17 protein-coding genes and 1 riboswitch are annotated in these 19,407 nt (G+C 67.5%); of the genes, 7 read left to right on the forward strand and 10 right to left on the reverse strand.

Annotated elements, in window-relative coordinates:
- Positions 1-411: 411 nt before the first annotated feature.
- Positions 412-2,643, reverse strand: coding sequence for a glycoside hydrolase family 97 catalytic domain-containing protein (locus F0U63_RS10885; protein ID WP_395845820.1), 2,232 nt, complete (start codon positions 2,641-2,643; stop codon positions 412-414).
- A 153-nt stretch (positions 2,644-2,796) separates the two neighbouring features.
- Positions 2,797-2,900: riboswitch (TPP riboswitch) on the forward strand.
- Positions 2,901-2,972: 72 nt separating this feature from the next.
- Here F0U63_RS10885 and F0U63_RS10890 point away from each other — a divergent pair.
- Genes F0U63_RS10890 through F0U63_RS10910 form a run of 5 tightly spaced genes read left to right on the forward strand, consistent with a single transcriptional unit; the run spans position 2,973 to position 6,495 of the window.
- On the forward strand, positions 2,973-3,950 hold the full coding sequence (locus F0U63_RS10890) for an FAD-dependent oxidoreductase (RefSeq protein ID WP_395845821.1): 978 nt from the start codon (positions 2,973-2,975) through the stop codon (positions 3,948-3,950).
- Positions 3,947-4,144: a sulfur carrier protein ThiS gene (gene thiS, locus F0U63_RS10895; protein WP_002628643.1), complete on the forward strand. Its 198-nt coding sequence runs from the start codon at positions 3,947-3,949 to the stop codon at positions 4,142-4,144. Before F0U63_RS10890 ends, thiS begins: the two co-directional genes overlap by 4 nt.
- Before the next feature lie 4 nt (positions 4,145-4,148).
- On the forward strand, positions 4,149-4,919 hold the full coding sequence (locus tag F0U63_RS10900) for a thiazole synthase (RefSeq protein ID WP_395845822.1): 771 nt from the start codon (positions 4,149-4,151) through the stop codon (positions 4,917-4,919).
- The gene (locus F0U63_RS10905) at positions 4,916-5,512 is read left to right on the forward strand and encodes a thiamine phosphate synthase (protein WP_395845823.1); all 597 of its coding nucleotides are present in this window, start codon (positions 4,916-4,918) and stop codon (positions 5,510-5,512) included. The genes F0U63_RS10900 and F0U63_RS10905 overlap by 4 nt, the downstream gene beginning before the upstream one ends.
- A complete protein-coding gene (locus F0U63_RS10910; RefSeq protein WP_395845824.1) occupies positions 5,509-6,495 on the forward strand; it encodes a ThiF family adenylyltransferase in 987 nt (328 codons plus the stop codon). Before F0U63_RS10905 ends, F0U63_RS10910 begins: the two co-directional genes overlap by 4 nt.
- On the opposite strand, the gene F0U63_RS10915 is transcribed toward F0U63_RS10910, so the two are convergent.
- The 6 genes from F0U63_RS10915 to F0U63_RS10940 all read right to left on the reverse strand — a co-directional run bounded on the left by F0U63_RS10915 (position 6,489) and on the right by F0U63_RS10940 (position 13,347).
- A complete protein-coding gene (locus F0U63_RS10915; RefSeq protein WP_395845825.1) occupies positions 6,489-6,974 on the reverse strand; it encodes a hypothetical protein in 486 nt (161 codons plus the stop codon). The genes F0U63_RS10910 and F0U63_RS10915 overlap by 7 nt on opposite strands.
- A gap of 212 nt (positions 6,975-7,186) precedes the next feature.
- Positions 7,187-8,635: a hypothetical protein gene (locus F0U63_RS10920; RefSeq protein ID WP_395845826.1), complete on the reverse strand. Its 1,449-nt coding sequence runs from the start codon at positions 8,633-8,635 to the stop codon at positions 7,187-7,189.
- A 135-nt stretch (positions 8,636-8,770) separates the two neighbouring features.
- On the reverse strand, positions 8,771-10,327 hold the full coding sequence (locus F0U63_RS10925) for a hypothetical protein (protein ID WP_395845827.1): 1,557 nt from the start codon (positions 10,325-10,327) through the stop codon (positions 8,771-8,773).
- 11 nt (positions 10,328-10,338) lie between these two features.
- Positions 10,339-11,010 (reverse strand): hypothetical protein, encoded by a 672-nt coding sequence (locus tag F0U63_RS10930; protein WP_395845828.1) that lies wholly within the window; start codon positions 11,008-11,010, stop codon positions 10,339-10,341.
- Positions 11,000-12,418, reverse strand: a complete 1,419-nt coding sequence (locus F0U63_RS10935; RefSeq protein ID WP_395845829.1) for a hypothetical protein — start codon at positions 12,416-12,418, stop codon at positions 11,000-11,002. Before F0U63_RS10935 ends, F0U63_RS10930 begins: the two co-directional genes overlap by 11 nt.
- Positions 12,419-12,711: 293 nt before the next feature.
- Positions 12,712-13,347 (reverse strand): TetR/AcrR family transcriptional regulator, encoded by a 636-nt coding sequence (locus F0U63_RS10940; protein ID WP_395845830.1) that lies wholly within the window; start codon positions 13,345-13,347, stop codon positions 12,712-12,714.
- A 401-nt stretch (positions 13,348-13,748) separates the two neighbouring features.
- Between F0U63_RS10940 and F0U63_RS10945 the strand changes: the two genes are divergently transcribed.
- On the forward strand, positions 13,749-14,519 hold the full coding sequence (locus tag F0U63_RS10945) for a BON domain-containing protein (protein WP_395845831.1): 771 nt from the start codon (positions 13,749-13,751) through the stop codon (positions 14,517-14,519).
- Positions 14,520-14,646: 127 nt separating this feature from the next.
- The gene (locus tag F0U63_RS10950; RefSeq protein ID WP_395845832.1) at positions 14,647-15,495 is read left to right on the forward strand and encodes an SDR family oxidoreductase; all 849 of its coding nucleotides are present in this window, start codon (positions 14,647-14,649) and stop codon (positions 15,493-15,495) included.
- Between the two features lie 118 nt (positions 15,496-15,613).
- Here F0U63_RS10950 and F0U63_RS10955 read toward each other — a convergent pair whose 3' ends face one another.
- The 3 genes from F0U63_RS10955 to F0U63_RS10965 all read right to left on the reverse strand — a co-directional run bounded on the left by F0U63_RS10955 (position 15,614) and on the right by F0U63_RS10965 (position 19,296).
- Complete coding sequence (locus tag F0U63_RS10955; RefSeq protein ID WP_395845833.1) at positions 15,614-17,545, reverse strand: DUF6055 domain-containing protein; 1,932 nt, start codon at positions 17,543-17,545, stop codon at positions 15,614-15,616.
- 323 nt (positions 17,546-17,868) lie between these two features.
- Entirely contained in the window at positions 17,869-18,339 is a 471-nt protein-coding gene (locus tag F0U63_RS10960) for a carboxymuconolactone decarboxylase family protein (RefSeq protein ID WP_395845834.1), read from the reverse strand.
- 249 nt (positions 18,340-18,588) lie between these two features.
- Positions 18,589-19,296 carry a lipase family alpha/beta hydrolase gene (locus tag F0U63_RS10965; protein WP_395845835.1) on the reverse strand — a complete coding sequence of 236 codons (708 nt, stop codon included), beginning with the start codon at positions 19,294-19,296 and terminating at the stop codon, positions 18,589-18,591.
- Between the last annotated feature and the right edge of the window lie 111 nt (positions 19,297-19,407).

Genomic DNA, 19,407 nt, shown 5'->3' on the forward strand with positions numbered 1-19,407 from the left:
GCAAGAGGCCGGTCCCTTTCGGAAACCGGCCCCATGAATCCCGTACCTCGTCGCGAGATGAGGACGCGGAGGGTTCAGGGTCCGGGGGGGTGGCCGCCCAGCGGCTCCAGGCCGCCGAGCAGGAGGTCCAGAGCGGAATCCAGACTGGTACGCGGGAGCGCGTCGATGCCAGTGTCAGTATTGTCGTGGGACTCGAGGTTCATCGGGCTCTGCTTCGTCACCGGGGTCATGGTCACCGCTCCTTTCATCGAGGAAAGACGCAGCCCGAATTCATTCCTGACAACTTCTTCCGGCGGCCCCTGGCCCTTGGTGCTCGGAGGGATACACCTGCCCAGGTGGCGAAGGACCTGGTTTGCCTGCCCCCGGTATGGAGGCTGGAGGCAGGCGCCCTGCATGACGGCTGGCAGTCCGCTAGGGACTGCTGCCGACCTGCACCAATTGCCATTGCTGGTTGGTGCCACCGTTCCACGGCCATTGAATGACAGGTGCGCCATTGGTCGTCGCGTTGTCTGCCACGTCGGCGACCATGCCGCTGCTCCGGCTCACGATCCGGACGTAACCGCCGCCCACGTCGGCGAGCTGCCACTCCTGATTGGCGCTACCTCGGCTCGTGAACTGGATGAGGTGCGCTCCCGCCGTGGTGGAGGCGCCGCTGACGTCCAGTGTCCTGCCACTGTTGCGATTGACCAGGTTGTAGTATCCGCCGCCGATGTCGACCAGGCGCCATTCATCATTGGTGGTGCTGTCGACGTAGTCCCACTGAAGGGCCTCCGCGGTGTCGGACCTCGAGGCGTTCTGGATGGCGAGCGCCTTGCCGCTCTGCCGGTTGATGATTTTGTAGATGGCGATCGGAACCACTGGCACGTTCTGGGTCGTGATGCGGATCGCCGCTCCGCCGTTCGCTCTCAGGGGAATGTTGAGAACGCTGGTACTCGTCACCGACTGGACCTGGTACGCGATGTCGTTGTCCGAGGTCCCATCCAGATAGATGTGCGCCGTGTAGTTCGTGCCGGCGGTCAGGAACGGCAAGGGAATCGTCGCCGTCCTGCCCGTCCCGCTGACGATCGTGCCGACATACCAGTCCTCTCCCCGTCGGCGCGCGAGCGTGGCGTACTGGCTCGGATTTCCCTCCAGCAGGCGTGTGTCGTCCCAGGTCGACGGAAGCGCGCGCAAGAACTCCCGGGCAATGCTGTTGCGGTACATCGCCCCATGGTCGGAGTAATGCTGCGCATAGGACGTGAACAGGACGAGCAGCGCCGTCTGATGCGCCCAGGTGGTCTGTCCGCCGGAGTTCGAGTAGGCGCCGGGCGTGTAGTCCATGGGACCGATGGCGTTGCGGGTGAAGATCAACGAGAGGTTGTGCGCCGCGGAGAGTTCTCCTTGTTCCGCGCCGAAGACGCCCTCCTGGGTGAGGACGTGGGGCCACTTGCGGCCGAGACCGTTCGGCTTGGTGCACCCATGGAAATTGACGAGCAACCGGTACTCGGCCGCGACCTGGGCGAGCTTCTCGTAGAGTTGCATCGTGACCTGGGAATCGCCGTCGAAGAAGTCGACCTTGATGCCACGCACGCCCCAGCCCGCCCAGCGGCTGAACAGCGTGCGCATCTGCGCCTCGGTCTTGACGTCCTCGTCGTTCACCCAGAGCCAGATGCCGACGTTCTTCGCGTTCGCATGACTGACGAGCGACGGCACCCAACTTTCCTGCCAGCCGTCGTCAACCAGGTAGTATTCCCAGCCCATCGACGCGGCGGAGTCGATGAACGCGACGTGCGTGTTGTAATCCGATTGATTCCCGCCGGCTCTCCATGACCAGGCGGCACGGCCCGGCTGGATCCAGGAGGTGTCGGCGAGCTGGGACGGTGTGCTCAGATTCTCGACCAGGGTCGACTCCACGATGTTGGCGAGCGACCCGATGACCGCGAGCCTCCATGGGCTATTGAACTGCCGCGACGCGCTCACACTCGTCGCGGTCGGCCAGACCACCCGCAGATTGTTTCCACTGCCGCCGGACAGTTGTGCCGCGTGGTAGTTCCCCCCGATGTCGCTTTCGGCCAGCAGGAGCCACCGATTGCCCTCCGTTGCCAGGACCGGCATGCCGAAATTGCCGGTGATGAAGCTGCTGCGCGCCGTATAGTAGCCTTCGTAATTCGACACGTAGGACTGTGCGTAACCCGTCGCCGCGTCCGGCAGGTTGAAAGCGCTGCTTTCACCGTAGATGGTGAGTGAGCCGCTTCCGGGAACGCGATAGCGATAGGCGATGCCGTCGTTATACGCGCGCACGACCAGCTGCAACTCCTGACCGCCCTTCGAGAAGCGCAGCACCGCCTCGTTGGCGCTGTTGACGTAGCTCGCTTTCTTCCGGCCGGGCAGGGAGTAGCTCTCGTTGATGACGGTGTTGCCTCGGCTGACGAAGCTCAAACCACTCGAGAAATCGCCGATGCTGGTACTGATGCCCAGCGCGGAGTTCTCGAGCACCACGGCGCCGCCCTGCGTGACGGAGTAGCTCAGGGCGCCGGCGGAACTGCGGTTGACGGAAATGCTGATCGAGCCGTTGGGCGAGGACACGGTCCATTGGGCCCTCGCGTCGGTGGGAAACAGCGCCAGCAGGCCAATACTCAACAATCCTGCACGGATGAATTGCATCGGACGTTTCTCCTTGGGGGAACGACCAGATTACACCGTTTTTATGGATTAAACAGCTTAAGCTGTTTTTCGCTGGATGCATGGACCTGGCTTGTCATGGCGCAGAGGGCGCGGGAGCCCCTTGCCGTCGCGCCGTCCGGCTGCTAGCCATGAGCCATTCCGTTGGGGTGCCCCTTCCCGGGGGCTGAGAGGCCAGGCGCCAACCCATCGAACCTGATCCGGCTAGGACCGGCGTAGGGAACGGAGAGCAGCAAGGGAGCGCGATCTCTCGGTCGTGGCCCCGGAGCTTCCTCTGAACCCCCCGCCGGTTCTCGAAGAGAGGAAGCACGATGCGGACGCCTACAACCAGCGGCTACACGATCCTCGGCGCCGGGGTCATGGGCCTGTGCACCGCTGTCGAACTCGCGAGCCGCGGCGCGCGGGTGACGCTGGTCGATCCCCATCCCGAACCGGGCCCCCATGCCTGTTCCTGGTGGGCGGGCGGGATGCTCGCCCCCTTCTGTGAGGGCGAGACGGCCGAAGAGCCGGTGATCCGGCTCGGCCAGACCGCCGCCGACTGGTGGGCGGCACAGGGAGTGGAGGTCATCCGCCGCGGCACGTTGGTGCTCGCCCTGGGCCGCGACCGCGCCGAGCTCGACCGCTTCGCCGCCCGGACGCGGGAGCACCAGTGGATGGGCGGCGAGGAGCTCTCCGCGCTCGAACCCGAGCTCGATGGCCGCTTCCACCGCGGGCTCTTCTTCCCGGCCGAGGCGCATCTGACGCCGCGCGTGGCCCTCTCCACCCTGCGCGCCCGTGCCACGGCGCTCGGCGTTGCCTACGCGGAGACCGCGCCCGAGGGCCAGCGCATCGACTGCCGGGGCCTCGCCGCGCGCGACGCGCTCCCCGAACTGCGCGGCGTGAAGGGCGAGATGCTCGTGCTGCGCCTCCCCGACCTTGCCCTCTCGCGCCCGATCCGGCTCCTCCACCCGCGCATCCCGGTCTACCTCGTCCCCCGTGGCGACGGGGTCTACATGCTCGGCGCCACGATGATCGAAAGCGCCGAGCGCGGGCGCGCGAGCGTCCGCTCGGTCCTGGAACTCCTCAGCTCCGCCTATGCGCTGCACCCGGCCTTCGGCGAGGCGGAGATCCTCGAGATCGGCACCGATGCTCGGCCCGCCTTCCCCGACAACGTCCCGCGCCTCATCCGGCGCGACGGCACGCTCTTCCTCAACGGCCTCTACCGCCACGGCTACTTGATGGCGCCGGTTCTGGCGCGAATGGCGGCCGACCACCTCCTGTCCGGCGAACCCGTGGAGCTCCTGCAATGAAGATCACCGTGAACGGCGAGACACGCGAGACGGCGAGCGAGACGCTCGGCGCGCTCCTTCTTGAACTGGGCCATGGCGATGCCAGGGTCGCGACCGCGGTGAACGAGGCCTTCGTGCCCGCCGCCGCGCGCAACGGGCTGCGGCTCGCCGCGGGCGACCGGGTGGAGATCGTGACGCCCCGGCAGGGGGGCTGAGCCGATGCCTGTCTTCTACGGAATTGAAGTCGCCTCGCCCCTGATGCTCGGCACCGCGCAATATCCCTCGCCCGCCGTTCTGGCCGAGGCCTTCCGCCGTTCGGGCGCGGGTGTCGCCACCGTCTCGGTCCGCCGCGAGGCGGGAGGCGAGCGGGCGGGACAGGATTTCTGGCGCCTGATCGCGGGGCTCGGCGTGCGGGTACTGCCCAACACCGCGGGCTGCCACAGCGCCCGCGAGGCGATCACCACCGCCCAGATGGCGCGCGAGCTCTTCGAGACCGACTGGATCAAGCTCGAGGTGATCGGCAACGCCGACACGCTCCAGCCCGATCCCTTCGGCCTGGTCGAGGCGGCGCGGAGCCTCGTGGCCGAGGGCTTCAAGGTCTTCCCCTACATGACCGAGGATCTGGTGCTCGCCGACCGCCTCTTGGCGGCGGGCTGCGAGGTGCTGATGCCCTGGGGCGCGCCGATCGGAACGGGGTTGGGGCTGCTCAATCCCTACGGCCTGCGCAGCCTGCGCGCGCACTTCCCGGACGTGCCGATGGTGATCGACGCGGGGCTGGGTCTGCCGAGCCAGGCGGCCGCGGCGATGGAGATGGGCTTCGACGCGGTGCTCCTGAACACCGCCGTCGCCAAGGCGGGCGATCCCGCGGCGATGGCCGAGGGCTTCGCGAAGGCACTGGAGGCCGGGCGCCTCGCCCGTGGCGCCGACCCGATGCCGCCGCGCGACATGGCCGCCCCCTCCACCCCCGTGATGGGAAAGGCCTTCCTGTGACGCTCGACCGCTTCTACCCGATCTTCGACGACGTGGCCTGGCTGCCCCGGGCTCTCCCCCTGGGCGTGAAGTTCGTCCAGCTCCGCCTCAAGGACCGCGCGCCGGACGACCTGCGCCGCCAGATCGCCGCCGCCCGCGAGCTCTGCCGCGAGGCCGGCGCCGTGCTGGTGGTCAACGACCACTGGCGGCTCGCCATCGAGGAGGGCTGCGACTGGCTGCATCTGGGGCAGGAGGATCTGGACGGTGCCGACCTGCCCGCCATCCGCCGCGCGGGGCTGCGCCTCGGCATCAGCACCCATGACCCCGCCGAACTCGACCGCGCCCTCTCGCTCGCGCCCGGCTACGTCGCGCTGGGGCCGGTCTATCCCACCCTTCTCAAGCAGATGAAGTGGCACCAGCAGGGGCTGGAGCGGGTGACGGAATGGAAACGCCGGATCGGCGACATTCCCCTCGTCGCCATCGGCGGCATGAGCACCGCCCGCGCCCCGGGTGTCTTCGCGGCGGGGGCCGACATCGTCTCGGTCGTGACCGACATCACGCTGAACCCTCATCCCGAGGCGCGGATCACCGAATGGCTCGAGGTAACGCGATGAGCCGCTATGCCCGCCAGACCGCCGTGCTGGGGGAGGGCGCTCAGGAGCGGCTCCGGGCGGCGCGGCTCCTCGTCGTGGGGGCGGGGGGCCTCGGCGCGCCGGTGCTGCAATACCTCGTCGGGGCGGGGGTGGGGCACATCCGCCTCGTCGATCCCGACCGGGTGGAGGAGAGCAACCTGCACCGCCAGACGCTCTTCCGCATGGGCGACCTTGGCCAGCCCAAGGCCGAAGTCTGCGCCCGCCACCTCGCCGGGCTCAACCCGGAGAGCGTGGTGGAGCCCGTGGTGACCGCGCTGGAGCCCGCCAACGCCCCCACGCTCATCGAGGGCTGCGAGCTGATCCTCGACTGCGCCGACAGCTTCGCGGTCAGCTACATCCTCTCGGACCTGTGCCTCGCGCGGGGCCTGCCGTTCCTCTCCGCCTCCGTCACGGGGCGCGAGGGCTATGCGGGCGGCTTCTGCGGCGGCGCGCCGAGTCTGCGCGCGGTCTTCCCCGACCTGCCGCAGCGGATGGGCAGCTGTGCCGAAACCGGCGTGCTCGGCCCCGTCGTGGGTGTGCTGGGTTCGCTGCAGGCGCAGATGGCGCTGGCGTTGCTGGCGGGGGAGACGGGTGTCCTCGGGCGGCTCGTCACCTTTGACGCCACGACCTTCCGCGCGGGCGGCTTCCGCTTCGACGGGGCGGAGGAGCCCACGCATGCGCCACGCTTCGTCTCCCCCTCGGAGATCAAGCCAGGCGACCTGACCATCGACCTGCGTGGGGTGGAGGAGGCTCCGCTGATCCACCCCGCCGCGCGGCGCCTGACCGTGGCCCAGGTCGGCCCCGGCATGGACCTGCCCGGACCCGGTCAGCGGGCCGTGCTCGTGTGCCGCTCCGGCCTTCGCGCCTGGAGGGCGGCGGAACGACTCGCCATGCTTTGGCCTGGAGACATCGCTCTCGTCGCCGCGGGCGACCCCGTCAGCACTCCATCAGGAGGTTCTCAGTAGTCGCGGCGGGTGTTGGGGTCGAGATTCCCGATGAAGGAGTAGCCCACCTTGTCGTTGTTGACGTAGCCCTTGAGATACTGGGTGCTGTCTGCCGGAGAGCTCACGTGGACATAACCCTTGCATCCAGCGCACGTGGGATCGCCATTCTTGAACACGTCCCACTCTCCATTGATGGAATTGGCGTCGCTGGAGGTGATGCGCACCAACTTGAGTTCGAACAGCTGGTCTGTGCCGTCCTTTGTATTACCGATTTGCGCTCTCACGTTGCCGAATCCCTGCAACGACTTCTCCTGCCAGACGAACGTCGCGTAGGCCGGTACCGCCGTGTATTGGGTGCTCGGGCCCTGGGTGTAGTCGGCCACATAGAAGGAGTCGAGGACCGACGCGCGGACGTTGTGGACCGGCAGGACGTTGGTCCAGGCCAGGAACGGAATCGCCACCGTGACGGCCGCCAGTGCGTTGAAAACACGCGGGGACATGTTGCTCAGCATGGTTTTCCTTGAGGGTGAGATGAGGGCCGGCGAGCTCCTACCGGCCGTAACACCCTAAGCACCTGGAATGCCAACGGTTGGACAGAGCCAAGCCGCTGGAATTCCTGGAGGCCTGCCTGCCTGCTCCCAGCAAAGTGACGAATCTGGCCAGCGGAGTGACCAAATTTGTCAGGACCGTGCGCGCTCGTCAGCGCGAAGGTTCATGCTCCATGTCCTCGAGGAGTGCCTCCAGCCTTCACCGCTCCCGCCGCGCATTTCCGCTCATACTCCGCGAGCGTGTCGAGCAACTGGTTCCGCACCTCCTGAGCGACCCGCTCGGACAGGGTGCCAATCGCCGCGTGCTGGGCCGCGAGGGCCGCCTCGCAGTGACCGAGTGTGGAATGCACCGCCGCGTTGGTGGTGAGGACCTCCACGCTCCAGGGGGCGAGCTTGAGCGCACGCAGGGCGGGTGCCTGGGCATTCGCCGGGCGCTCCATGGCCAGATAGGTTCGCGCGAGCGCGAGTTGAAGACTGGCGTCACCTGGGGATTGGCGCGCGGCGCGGCGCAGGAGGGCCTCGCGCTCGCGCAGATGTTCGGGCGCGAGCCCCAGTGTGTCGGCGACGGCGAGCACCGCCTCGGGGTGCTCCGGTGCGCGCGCGGCGAGCTCACGGGCCCGGGTGAGTCGTTCGGGAGCCTCGGCGGGAAGCAGGCGCAGCGCGAGCGCCAGGGCCTCGGCTGAATCAGGCGTGTGGCGAAGGGCCTCCCGCACGTCGCGGGTGGCGGCCTCGAGCCGCGCCTGCTGCGCGGGTGGAACACCGGGCGAGCTCATCCGAAGCCGGGCACGCAGCAGGTGCACCTCGGCGGCGGACAAGGTGCCCTCGGAGAGGGGGGCGGGAGGTTGTGGCAGGTTCAGCACGTACACCGAGTAACGTGCGTACTCGAGGTAGTCCTTGAGCGCGGCCACCGTCATCGGCGTCTGACCAAACACCTCCCGCCAGGCCTGCGCGGGCGCGATGCCGGAGGCCAGCCGCTGTTGGAAGGCGGCGAAGGAGGCACGGTGGGCGTTGTGCAGGTAATGCACCCAGGCCCAGGCCGACATGTAGTAGCGCCCCAGATCCTCCCGGGAGGGTGGGTGCGTGTCCCATGCCCACAGCTCCTCCAGGGGCAGCACTCCCTGGGTGAGCATGCGTACCCGCTCGTCATGGGGCAGCTCTCCCAGTTCCACGCGTCTGTCTCCATCGTGGAGGGTGGCCGTCTCCATGAAGCGGGCGAGCCCCTCGGCGAGCCAGCGAGGCTGGTTGCGCAGCACGAACAGACTGAGGAAGTGGGTGAGCTCGTGCGCGAGGAGGCTCGAGTCCGACAAGCGCCCGAAGTCGGCCGCCATGCGGATGACGACCTCCGTGTGGGCCCATTGCACGAAGCCCGGAGTCCGCGGATCGTAGAGTTCCGCCCAGTGCTCGCGGCTGCGCAGCACCACCGTGTCCGCGCGGATGGGGGGCTCGCCGTCTTGCTTCCAGGGCGCCCACATGGCCATCCGGTACACTTCGAGCAGGCGCGCCGTCTGCCGGGCCTGCTCGAGGGATTGATTGGTTCGCAGCACGAAGTGGGGCGTCTCGATGCGCCACCAGGTGTCCGCCTCGTGAGGCGTGCAATCTTTCCGTGGCCGCAACGTCGCACACCCGGCCAGGAGCCCTACGCACAACAACAACCCACAACCGCGAAGGAAGGAAACGGACATGAGGGGGGCGCACTCTAGCCTCGAGCCGACCCCTCCTCACGAGTCGTTTGAATCCTTCGCGGGCGCTCAGGTGCGCAGGAAGGCACTCGCGTCGGGCAGTCCGCTGCCGGAGGTGTCGACGCCCATCGCGGTGAGGATGCCCGAGAAGATGTCCGCCTCGTTCGACGTCATCTTGCCGGGTTCGGGCGCGCCGGTGCGCGGGTCGAAGCCATGGGTCAGCGTGGTCTTCGGATCCACGCCTCCCAGCACCGTGTTGCCCCGGACCCGCGGTGACAGAATCATGAACCCGTTGTTGAGGTCATGCCCCGTGCCGAACATCTCCGTGGCACCCTCTGGCCGGTTGCGCGTGCGCCCGAACTCGGTCGCCATGTAGATCATCGAGCGATCCCACAGACTCTCGCCGCTCGAGTCGAAGGGCTCCGACTTGAGCAGCTCGATGAGCTTGTCGATCGTGCCCATCAGGCGCGACCACATGAAGGCCTGGATGGAGCGGTGATCATTGTGGCTGAAGTCGAAGGCCAGCGGCGGGTTGGTGACCTCATACGACGGAGTCACATACATGTTGAACGACGGGCCCAGTGTCACGGACACCGACACCCGGTGTTTGAGCAGCAGGAACGCCAGCGCCGCCTGCCCCTCCACGGGATCCGTCATGTAGTTCGGGAACACCGCGCGCAGCCGCTCTCCATCGGGGGAGCTCGTCAAGCCATACTCCGAAAGCGGCGTCTTCGGCGGCTGGTCGGGCAACACATTGAGGCGGTTGATCAAATCCCGGACCTCCAGCGCGGCCTGCCCCGAGGTGCGCTGCTCGTTCCAGAGCTTGAGCGCCGCCGCGTCGTCGAAGGTCTTGCCGAAGACCGACTGGGCATCGAGCGAGTTGCGCACGCTCCGGGCCAGGGCCATCACGTCGCGGGAAGGCGCGTCCTTGATGCCCTTGAGGCCATCCAGGCCCAGGGGCCAGAGCGAGGGGTTGGCCACCACCTCCCCATAGCAGTACGCCGGCAGGGAGCCATCAGTCCCGCGCTCGGAGAATCCCCCGTTGCCCATGTTCACGTTGGGAATGGGGAAGCCCGAGCCGTACTGGAGGGCCACGCACTCCTGCAACGTGCGGCCACGCCAGGCGCCGTTGCCCGTGAGGCTGCGCTTCTGCGCGATGGCATGGTTCACCGACGTGCCCACCGAGGTGGCCACCAGCATGGAGTCCTTGTACTTCTTCACGAAGGGCAGCTGGTCCGTCTTCACCGGCACGGGGATGTTGCCGAGCTGGGGGCTGTCCACCTTCACGGCACGGAACGGAGAGCCGTCCACCCCTTGCACCTGCGCGTCCGCGAAGGTGTTGAGCCTGGTGGGGTTGGCGCCCATCGCCGTCGTCTCCGAGGCGCGTACCGCCAGCATGCTGTCGACGATGGAGGCGCCACCCACGGCGCCCACCACGATGAGGAAGCGGGGCTTGCCATCCAGGCGTGCTTGACGCACGCCCCCGAGCTGCTCGAGTGCCGCCGGGGTATTGAGCCCGTCCCGGCAGCCCGTCAGCAGGGGTCCCATCGCGGAGCCCGCCGCGCACATCGACAACGCCTTCAGCATTTCCCGGCGCGAGAGCCGTCCATTGTTACGCAGTGACATGTGACGTTCCCTTAGAAGAAGATGGATTCGGCGGAGGAGAGGACGGCGAAGCAGGACGCGATCATCCAGTCACGCCCCGGCGTCTGGCCGCCCATGGACTCGAGCTGCGTGGCCAGTTGCGACAGGGTGCCCACTTCGGCCTCCGTGGGGTCTCGCAACAGGGCGCGCTGGTAGAGCGAGGTGATGGCTTCGCGCACCGGCGCGCCTTCCCGGTGGGTCAGGTGTCCCCGCGCGTCGAGCTCGAGGCCCTTGAAGAGGACAGTCTCTCCCGGGGTGGCGAGGTCGAGTGAGACGCGCCGGGTACAAGCGGCCAGCGCCAGGCGGTCGATGACGTTGGGCGTCGTCGCGCCCGTGGTCTTCAGGGGCTCGTAGAGGCCCATGCCGTAGGGATCGACACCGCCCAGGGCCACGGTGTGCGCGTACGTGGCGCAGGGGTACTGGCCCAACTCGTTGCACACCTGCTCCGGCGGCAGGGACAGCGCCGAGGCGAAGTGGGCGGTGAGCTGCTCCGGATTGTTGAAGCGCAGGTTGTTGCGCGAGGAGGGCGCCACGTCACCGGAGCTACCCGTGCCGGCATCGGCGGGCGGCGTCCCGGCATCCGGCCCCGAGGGCGCGGGGGCGGGGCACGCGGAGAGGACACAGGCGGAGGACAACAGCAACACGCGAAGGAAATCAGGGCGCACCGTAGGCCTCCGTGCGGATCAGGTCATGAAGCATGCGCTGCACGCGGTACTGGTGCGTGCCCTTGAATCGCTTCCAGGTGGAGACGAACTCGGTGTGCTCCTCGGCGGTGGGAGGGTGGCCGACGAGCAGCTTCCAGTAGTCGGTGACGGCGGCGATGGCGAAGGCATCGCTGTTGGCGCCGACCTCCGCCCACTCGGCGAGGGTGTTCACCTTCTGGCCAAAGAGGTAACCGGTCTCCGGCATCTGGGTGATGATGGGCGTGGCGTTGGGGAAGCGCTTCTCGATGCGGTTGGGCACGTAGGTCCCCCAGGGCGCATCGGGGTTGATGGGGAAGGACAGGCCCTCGTAGTTGCGGAAGGGATAGCTGAGCGGATCGAGCGTCGCGTGGCAGGCCGCGCAGCCAGGCGAGGTCACACCCGCGTGGTCATAGTCGCGAGGCTCGCCGGGCACGCTGAAGAGGCCCTCCTGCCTGGCGATGTCGAGACCCAGGTACGCCCGGTAGGCTTGCGACGCGGCGTTGCGCGGCAGCGCGCTGAACATCACGAAATAGAGGAGGCTCCACCGGGAGGTCATGTTGCCCGCGCGGTGCAACTCGTCCATGGCTTGCGTCGGCAGCGTCGGCACCGCCGTGTAGCGGGTGGGGTTGGTCTCCCGGCGCACGTAGTACTTCGCCGTGAGCACCTCGCGCGCGTCGTGGTCGTCGAGCTGTGTGTAGGCGTAGAGCGCGTAGTCGTCGTAGTAGTCGGCGAGGGCAATGGTCCCGGGGTCCTCACCCTCCTTGAGCGAGCCCACCGGGCGGATCTTCGGGTGCGCCAGCTTCCAGAGCTGCCCGTTCTTGCCGCGCCAGAACTCGCTCTGGGTGCACCGGTCCAGCTCGGCATCCATCCGGGCGCGCTGGTCGTCGGCGCTCAACGCGCTGAACTCCTGGAGTTGCGCGTAGGTGGGCGGCGCGCCGCAGAAGTCGAGCAGCAGGCGCTTGTAGGCGAAGCGCGCGTCGTAATGGCAGACGTCGTACTGGGGATTCTCGCCCGCCTGGCAGTGGCCGGTGTCCACGGGCACGCTGTTGGCATCCGCCGGGAAGGTGCCGCGCTGGATCTCCACGAGGTTGAGCACCCCATCACCGTCGGCGTCCTCCGTCTCGGCGGCCTTGAGCGCCGAGGGAAGCGCTGCCGCGAAGTCCCCGTCGGACAGGGGACGCGCCGCGTTGGGCACCAGGTGGGGTTCCAGGCTGGCCCCGAAGACGTTTCGCTGGGGCGGCGCGATGTGACAGTAATTGCAGGAGGGCTGCTGTCCGGTGCACGCGGGTGCCGAGGGATAGGTGGTGCAGAACACACCTCCCGCGGGAGGCTTGGCCAATGCTCCCCCCGACAGGAACACGGCGGCGCCTAGAATGAGCCGTCGAAGCACGAGAGCACTCGGAGGCATCGGGCGGAAGCGCCACGCCAGGCCGCCGCCTGGTGCTTCGGTCCGCATCGTCTTGTTGATTGGACTATCTGTCCCGTCACTCTTCATCGGTTCCATTCCACGCGGCCCCGGCCCTGGCCGCTTCGTTGGAGGCCCCGATGATTTGTCATTGCTGGAAGGGCAGAACAACCAACACTCCCCGGCCGGATGGCGGTTACCCGACACGTGCGCCCGAAGTGTTGGAGAAGTCCGCCCACGTGACCTGGGCGTCCGTGGCCTCCCGGCTGGAGGGCGGACTACCTGCGCCGGAGCGCTTGGGGCGAGGCGGCCGGTGAGCTTTTCCCCAGGAGGGAGGTGATGGTCCCCAGCCACCGCGCCATGTCCTCGGGTGAGTGGAGCGTGCGTCGATCCAACCACCACTCGAGCACTCCCATGTAGGCCGCGGCCATGAAGCGGTTCCAGACGGGAACGGGCACCCCCATGAGCCGGGGGACGACTTCGGCCCTCCCCAGGTCGAGGTTCATGAGCTGCTCGAGGAGATTGCGCAACTGGACCGAGAAGGCGCGCATGCCGCTCCGGCCGAGCATGAGGTGATACAGCTCGGCGTGCTCGCCCGCGTGCTGGAACCACTCCAGCAGGGTTCGATGGAGGCGATCGGGCGAGTCACCCAGCCGATGACTCCTCCGCGAGAGCTCGAGGATCATGTCCCGCATGACGTGCGAGAGCAGCTCGTCCTTGTCCCGGTAGTGCTGGTAGAAGGTGCTGCGGTTGACCCGGGCACGCTCGGCGATGTCCTGCACGCTGAGGGTGTCGAAGCCCCGCTCACGCAGCAACCCGAGGAGCGCATCACGAAGCAGGGCGCGGCTGCGGTGGACACGCGGATCCTCGGGGGCGGGCTCCGCTGGCTTGCGCGCGCCTGGGCCGGCTCGCATCTGTCTTCTGGGGGGCTTGGGCATGGGGATCGGGTTGCTGGGGTGGCCGAGGGCGTTACATGGGCACGCGCGCCGCCTGCACCGCGTCCGCACTCTGCCATGGAGGCCGGTGGCGGGCATTCCTCCGCGAGCGTCTCAGGCGGCTCCCCGCGCCGCTTCTTCCAGGTGTGCGCCCGATTTTATTCTCCGGACCCCTTCTCCCCATGGGCCAGTGACCGTGCAGCGGCCGGCCTGCCGAGGCATGCGTGGCCACCGGTTGCCGTCCGGCGAGGAGAGCCCAGTTTGCCCTGGACTCGCGATGCCTTCGGGCATCGCGAGCCCCACGTGACACCGAGAGGTAGCTGCAACGGAAACGTCACCGTCACGTGACACGTACGCGCAACCACGAGGAGACACACGTCATGGCGAACAGGGACTACGAGACGCGTCGGTATCTGGGAGAAGACCGGGAGCGCTGGGCGGGCCGGGAGCGGGACTTCGACGAAGGCTTCCGGGGCAGTGACATGGGGCCACGGCAGGAGCGCGGCCCGTGGCAGGGCAGCCAGGGGTACTCGGGCGGCAACCGCGGGTCCGAGGATTACGGCCGGGGTCTCCGCGAGGACTCCAGCCGCTATTCCCGTGACTTCGGTCAGGGCAATTACAACCAGGGCAATTACAACCAGGGCGATTATAACCAAGGCCACTACAACCCTCCGGGCTACTCCACCTCGCGGAGCAACTTCGGAGGCGGGTATTCCGAGCGAGACCTCGGATACGAGCGGGACTACGGGAACTACGGGGCGCGCGACAGGAACGAGGGCCTCTACGGCCGCCGCGACGTCAACGAGCGCGGCCCGATCGAGCGGCTCGGAGACCGGTTCCGCGAGGGCCTGCGCAAGCTGGGCAAGGGGCCCAAGGCCTACACGCGCTCGGATGACCGCATCCGCGAGGACATCTACGACCGGCTCATGCACGGGTGGGTGAATGCCGAGCACGTGGAGGTGCAGGTGAAGAGCGGAGAAGTCACGCTGACCGGCCTCGTCGAGGAGCGCCGCGACAAGCGCATCATCGAGGACATCATCGAGGATGTCCTCGGCGTGAAGGACGTGCACAACCAGCTCAAGGTGGGCAGTCCCGAGCAATTCAACACCGGGCTCTCCGGCACCTCGGTGACCAAGGTCGCCCGCTCGTAGCGCGGCAGGCATGGCGGGCTCCCCGCGACCACGCGGGGGGCCGCATGCGCACGGGCGACCTCGCGGTGTATAGAGGGCGCTCCACGGCTGGAGCTTCGGAAGGCCATAGCGGATGACACTGGGAAACATGCGAGAAAAGGTCTGCTTCATCACGGGTGCCACCTCGGGCATCGGGCTGGAGTCCGCACGGGGACTCGCGCGCCAGGGGGCCACGGTGGTCCTGGCGGGACGGGACCCGGGCCGCGGTGAGGCCGCACTCGCGGAGGTCCGCCGCACCGTCCCCGACGCGAAGCTGGATCTGATGCTCGCGGACCTCACCTCGCTGGCCTCCGTCCGCAAGCTCGCGGAGGACTTCCAGCGCAAGTACTCGCGGCTGGATGTGCTGCTCAACAACGCGGGCCTCATCATCGACCGGCGCAAGGCGACCTCGGATGGCTTCGAGGCCACCTTCGCCACCAACCACCTCGCGCACTTCCTGCTCACCCACCAGTTGCTGGAGCTGCTCAAGGCCAGCGGTGCCTCGCGCGTGGTGAACGTCTCCTCCGAGGGCCACCGCCTGGGCTCGCTCGGCTTCCTCGACGACCTGCAGGCCGAGCGGGGCGGCTATAGCCCCATGAGGGTCTACGGCAACTCGAAGCTGGCCAACATCCTCTTCACGCGTGGCCTGAAGCGGCGGCTGGAGGGCACGAAGGTGACCACCAATAGCCTGCACCCGGGCGTGGTTCGCACTGGTTTCGGCCTCAACTCCGAGGGCATCCTGAAGCACCTGATGAAGCTGGTCGCGCCCTTCCTGCTTTCGGCCGAGGGCGGGGCCCGCACGTCGGTGTACCTGGCCTCCTCGCCCGAGGTGGAGGGCGTGAGTGGCAGGTACTTCATCAAGAGCAAGGTGGCCAAGGAGTCCCGGGCCGCCCAGGACGATGCCGCCGCCGAGAAGCTGTGGCAGAAGAGCGCCGAGCTGACAGGCGTCGGAAGCTGAACGAGCGCTGTGTCGCCTCGTCCGCTGTGTCTTGGCGGGTCTTGCCGGTTTGGGGCGCGTCGTCTGTGGGAAGAGGATGACGCTCCGCTCCTCTACGGCGAGCGGAGCGGTATCGCCGCTACGGCCGCCAGGCGTAGGGCGGCGCGATGGTGACGTCCGTCGGGTTCGAGAGGGACGGGGTGCTCGAGTCGACGAACCCGGAGTACGAGCCGCTCGACTTGTTCAGGCCCACGCCCCGGTACTCGACATCACCGAAGATCTGCGCCGTGCCCGAGGCCGCCTGCTGGCCCTCGTAGAAGCCGAGCGGATAGAACGTGGAGGCGACCCTGGCCGAGCCGCTCACGCCGAAGCCGTTCGTCAGCACCGACAGCCCGGTGACGGTGCCGCCGGAGACGTTGCCCGACAGGACCACCGCGTGGTCCTCGATGCGCGCCGAGCCGCTCACGGTTCCGCCGAGCACCTGCGCGTAGGGGCCGACGTACACGCTCGCCGGAACGCTGCTGGTGACGCAGCCGCCGCCGTTCGAGTGACGCTTCGTTCCCGTGGGGCAGGCGTCCTGGCTGCCATTCTTGAACCCCTCGGGCCAGGCATTCGCGAGCTGCACCATCCACGGGTAGCGATGGATGGTGTTGTACATCTGATCCCAGACGATCTGCTTCTGCACCGAGGGCGTTCCGACCACGACGAGGAAGAGCGATTCACCGGGATTGATGCAGAACTCGAGCGTGCTGTCCGAGCCGCGCTGCATGGCGCTATAGCGGGGCGTGGTGATGGCGCTGTCCGTGGCGACGAGCCCCCAGCGCCAATCGGAGTCCGCTCCGCTCTGTGTCACGCCGCGGAAGGTCACGGTCACGCTCGTGGCGCCCGTCTCCGGGTAGAGCCGCACGACGTTGTAGCCCCAGCGCTGCGGCGCCCAGCCGGTCGGCGTCACGAAGCGCCGGTTCGTCGCGTAGTTCCCATCCAGCGGTTCGAGCTGGGTCAGCCGCAGGCGCTGCTCCGGCCTCGACTTCGTCGTGATCGAGCCATACCGCGCGCGGTAGGTCGGGCCCTGGTTGCCTCCGCTGGTGGGGGGCGGATCCTTGTAATCCCAGGTCACGTTGTGCATCGCCCACTCGCCGAAGAAGTCGTTCAGCTGGCTGATGTTCCAGCCGCGCGTCTTCATGATTTGCGAGAAGGGATCGTTGCTCGGGCTGCTCGTCCAGATTTCGTTGACCGCGCTGTAGCAGTACTTGTCCTTCAAGAACTCCATGAACTGCCAGTTGCAATAGCGGTCACGCGTCGAGCCCAGATAGACGTGCGGTGCGTTCACCGACATCTCCGAGCAGTGCACCTCGCCGCGGTACTCGGGGAGCTGGTGCGGCATGAAGTTGGCGTGGCTCTCGTAGATCCAGCCGCAGGTGTTCGACTGGTTGCACGTCATGCCGCCGCTCACGCTCTGCACGGCGTGCATGAACTCGTGCCCGAGCCCCCAGTGATCGTTGAGCGCGCCGGGGCCGATCCACATACCCATCCGCGTCGAGGACCAGGCGCCGCCGGAGAGACCCCATCCAGAATGCACGTGGATGCTGGCCTTGGTCTTGTTCGTCAGGTTGCAGAGCGGCTCCTTGAAGTAGATTGGCGAGCCGAAATAGAACTTCCAGATCGTGTTCTCGAGCGTGTCGAGCGCGGCCTGGGCCGTGGAGTCGGAGATGGCCTCGTCCGAATAGATGGCGAAGTGCGCGGACTCCTTGATCAGCTTGAAGTTGGTGTGATCCGGATCCGGTCCGCCCGCCTTCCAGGTTCCCGCGGTGCAAGTCGGCGGTGAGGTCGGACAGCTCGTCGCCCAGGCCGTCGTCGTGGTTCCGGGATCACACGCCGTCACCAGCTTGCTTTCGCCGCTGCCACTGGACTCGCTGCTGCCCACCGTGTCACCGCTGTGACATTCTCCGCTGGTGCATTCACCGGAGACGCCCTCCTCCCGCGTCGTGCCTTCGTCCGGAAGACATCCGGTTCCGAAGATGCCCATCACGAGCAGCAGGGCAGGGGAACGCAAGCTCCTGTGGATGATCATGCTTTGACTCCTCGTCTGTTTGGCGACTTGAATCCCTGGCGCATCCGGCCAAAGAAGGGCAGTGATGCCTTGGGACGGAGTTATAGCTCATCATAACCGGTAAAAGCTGGTTTAAAAGCTTATGTACCAAGTTGAGAAAAAGAGAACACACATCTCCGTAGCTCTGCCCTGATTGGGTTTGGATGCGTGGGAACGTAGGGCGGTGGACGTCCTCATACCAAGCGCGAGGGCCGGCTGACGGCCCTCGAGTCCGAGCGCATCGTCTCCGAGTCCTCGGCCGCCGCGCGGGCGCTCCGTGCCCGTACGGGCTGGAGATGAATTCCCTACCCCTTCCGGGTGTGCGCTGCGGGAGTGTATCCGCCTGGGACCGTGCGGGAGGCGATGGCGAGCCGGTTCCATGCGTTGATGGTGACCACGGCGAGCGTCAGGTCGGCCAGTTCCCGTTCGGAGAAATGCGGCTTCACGGCCTCATAGACAGAATCCGGCACGTGTCCCTCCCCAAGGTTGGTGAGGGACTCGGTCCACGCGAAGGCCGCTCGCTCGCGCTCCGTGTAGTAGGGGCTCTCCTCCCAGGCATTCAGCCCGTACAGACGCTGCTCCGTCTCTCCGAGCGCGCGTGCGTCCTTCCAGTGCATGTCGATGCAGTAGGCGCAGCCGTTGAGCTGAGAGGCTCGCAGCTTGATGAGGTGGAGCAATCCCTCCTCCAGACCGCACTCGCTCAGGTATTTCTCGAGGCCCAGCATGGCCCGGTATGCCCCAGGGGAGACCGCCGCGACGTTGATGCGTGCTTTCATGTGCTTCCTCCTGGGAGGTTCTTAATGATGGGTCCCTCCCCGGACGAGAGCCACTTGCACGCGAAGTCATGGGCCTCTTCGGGGAGCGGGGCGTCAGCGGAGGGCCTGGGCCAGCCCCCGGACTCCCTCGGAAATGTCCCGTTCCGGCACCCCGGCATGGCCCAGCAGCAGTGCGCCCCGCCCCGAGGTCCCAGACTGAGTGTCAGACGACTCGCAGCAGACGACTCGTGGCGCGCGCGTGGCGGAGGTTCAGGGCGTGCCTGGGGAGGACGTGACCGGCAGGGGCGGGAAGTCCTCCGGACGCTCCACCGTGAGGGCCTCTTGCACCGAGCGGAGGACCCGCCCATCACGCAGCATCAGTGGGTGGAGGATGACGGGGATGGTGCGCTCCCTCGCTCCGGCGAGTTGGGAGGAGCGAGCGGGGAGGATCATCAGGTCGAGCGGCGTCCAGAGGGTGAAGACCTGGACGTCCCCGAAGGGGGCCTCATCGGCGGCGAGCCCCCGCAGCAGCTCGCTCCCGGGCCGCATGTCGCGTGCCCCGGGGTTGGCTCGCAGCCACCCCATCAGTGTTCCCGCATGGGGGCCGGAGATGGACACGAAGCGGCGCACGTGGTTCCGGCCCTCCAGCCGCTGCAGGTAGTAGCGGCTGACGAGCGCCCCCATGCTGAAGGCCACCACGTCGATTCGCGCACGGCCCGTCCGCGCCCGCAGGCTGCTGGCCGCCTCGGCCACCTGCTCGGCCAGCACGGAGATGGGTGCCGCCCCGTTGTTGGGTTTCAGCTCGACACGCTGCACGTCCTGGAAACCGGCTCGGGTCAACCCGTCCGCGAGCGGCGCCAGGGAGCGCGCATCGTCATCGATGCCGTGCACCAGCAGCACCGGCAGCCGCTCGTCGCGTGCTGCCAGGGTGGCGTGCCTCAACTGGTTCTTCATCGTTCCCCCAGGGAGAGCGCTCACCCTATCGGGACTCGTCGTTCCCGGCGTGCAACAAGTCCATCCGCGATCGATGACTCCCCGTGATGAGTCAAGGGGCGTGGGATGAAGCGTACTCTCCAGCGGCGGCCTCGT

Origin of the sequence: Cystobacter fuscus, from assembly GCF_044360685.1 — a bacterium.
In the GTDB taxonomy this organism is placed as follows: domain Bacteria; phylum Myxococcota; class Myxococcia; order Myxococcales; family Myxococcaceae; genus Cystobacter; species Cystobacter fuscus_C.

Excerpts from the sequence above, each read along its gene's own strand:
- F0U63_RS10950 (WP_395845832.1), top strand. The coding sequence starts at position 14,647 with ATGCGAGAAAAGGTCTGCTTCATCACGGGTGCCACCTCGGGCATCGGG.
- F0U63_RS10940 (WP_395845830.1), bottom strand. The coding sequence starts at position 13,347 with ATGCGAGCCGGCCCAGGCGCGCGCAAGCCAGCGGAGCCCGCCCCCGAG.
- F0U63_RS10925 (WP_395845827.1), bottom strand. The coding sequence starts at position 10,327 with ATGTCACTGCGTAACAATGGACGGCTCTCGCGCCGGGAAATGCTGAAG.
- F0U63_RS10885 (WP_395845820.1), bottom strand. The coding sequence starts at position 2,643 with ATGCAATTCATCCGTGCAGGATTGTTGAGTATTGGCCTGCTGGCGCTG.
- F0U63_RS10960 (WP_395845834.1), bottom strand. The coding sequence starts at position 18,339 with ATGAAAGCACGCATCAACGTCGCGGCGGTCTCCCCTGGGGCATACCGG.
- F0U63_RS10955 (WP_395845833.1), bottom strand. The coding sequence starts at position 17,545 with ATGATCATCCACAGGAGCTTGCGTTCCCCTGCCCTGCTGCTCGTGATG.
- thiS (WP_002628643.1), top strand. The coding sequence starts at position 3,947 with ATGAAGATCACCGTGAACGGCGAGACACGCGAGACGGCGAGCGAGACG.
- F0U63_RS10890 (WP_395845821.1), top strand. The coding sequence starts at position 2,973 with ATGCGGACGCCTACAACCAGCGGCTACACGATCCTCGGCGCCGGGGTC.
- F0U63_RS10900 (WP_395845822.1), top strand. The coding sequence starts at position 4,149 with ATGCCTGTCTTCTACGGAATTGAAGTCGCCTCGCCCCTGATGCTCGGC.
- F0U63_RS10915 (WP_395845825.1), bottom strand. The coding sequence starts at position 6,974 with ATGTCCCCGCGTGTTTTCAACGCACTGGCGGCCGTCACGGTGGCGATT.
- F0U63_RS10910 (WP_395845824.1), top strand. The coding sequence starts at position 5,509 with ATGAGCCGCTATGCCCGCCAGACCGCCGTGCTGGGGGAGGGCGCTCAG.
- F0U63_RS10945 (WP_395845831.1), top strand. The coding sequence starts at position 13,749 with ATGGCGAACAGGGACTACGAGACGCGTCGGTATCTGGGAGAAGACCGG.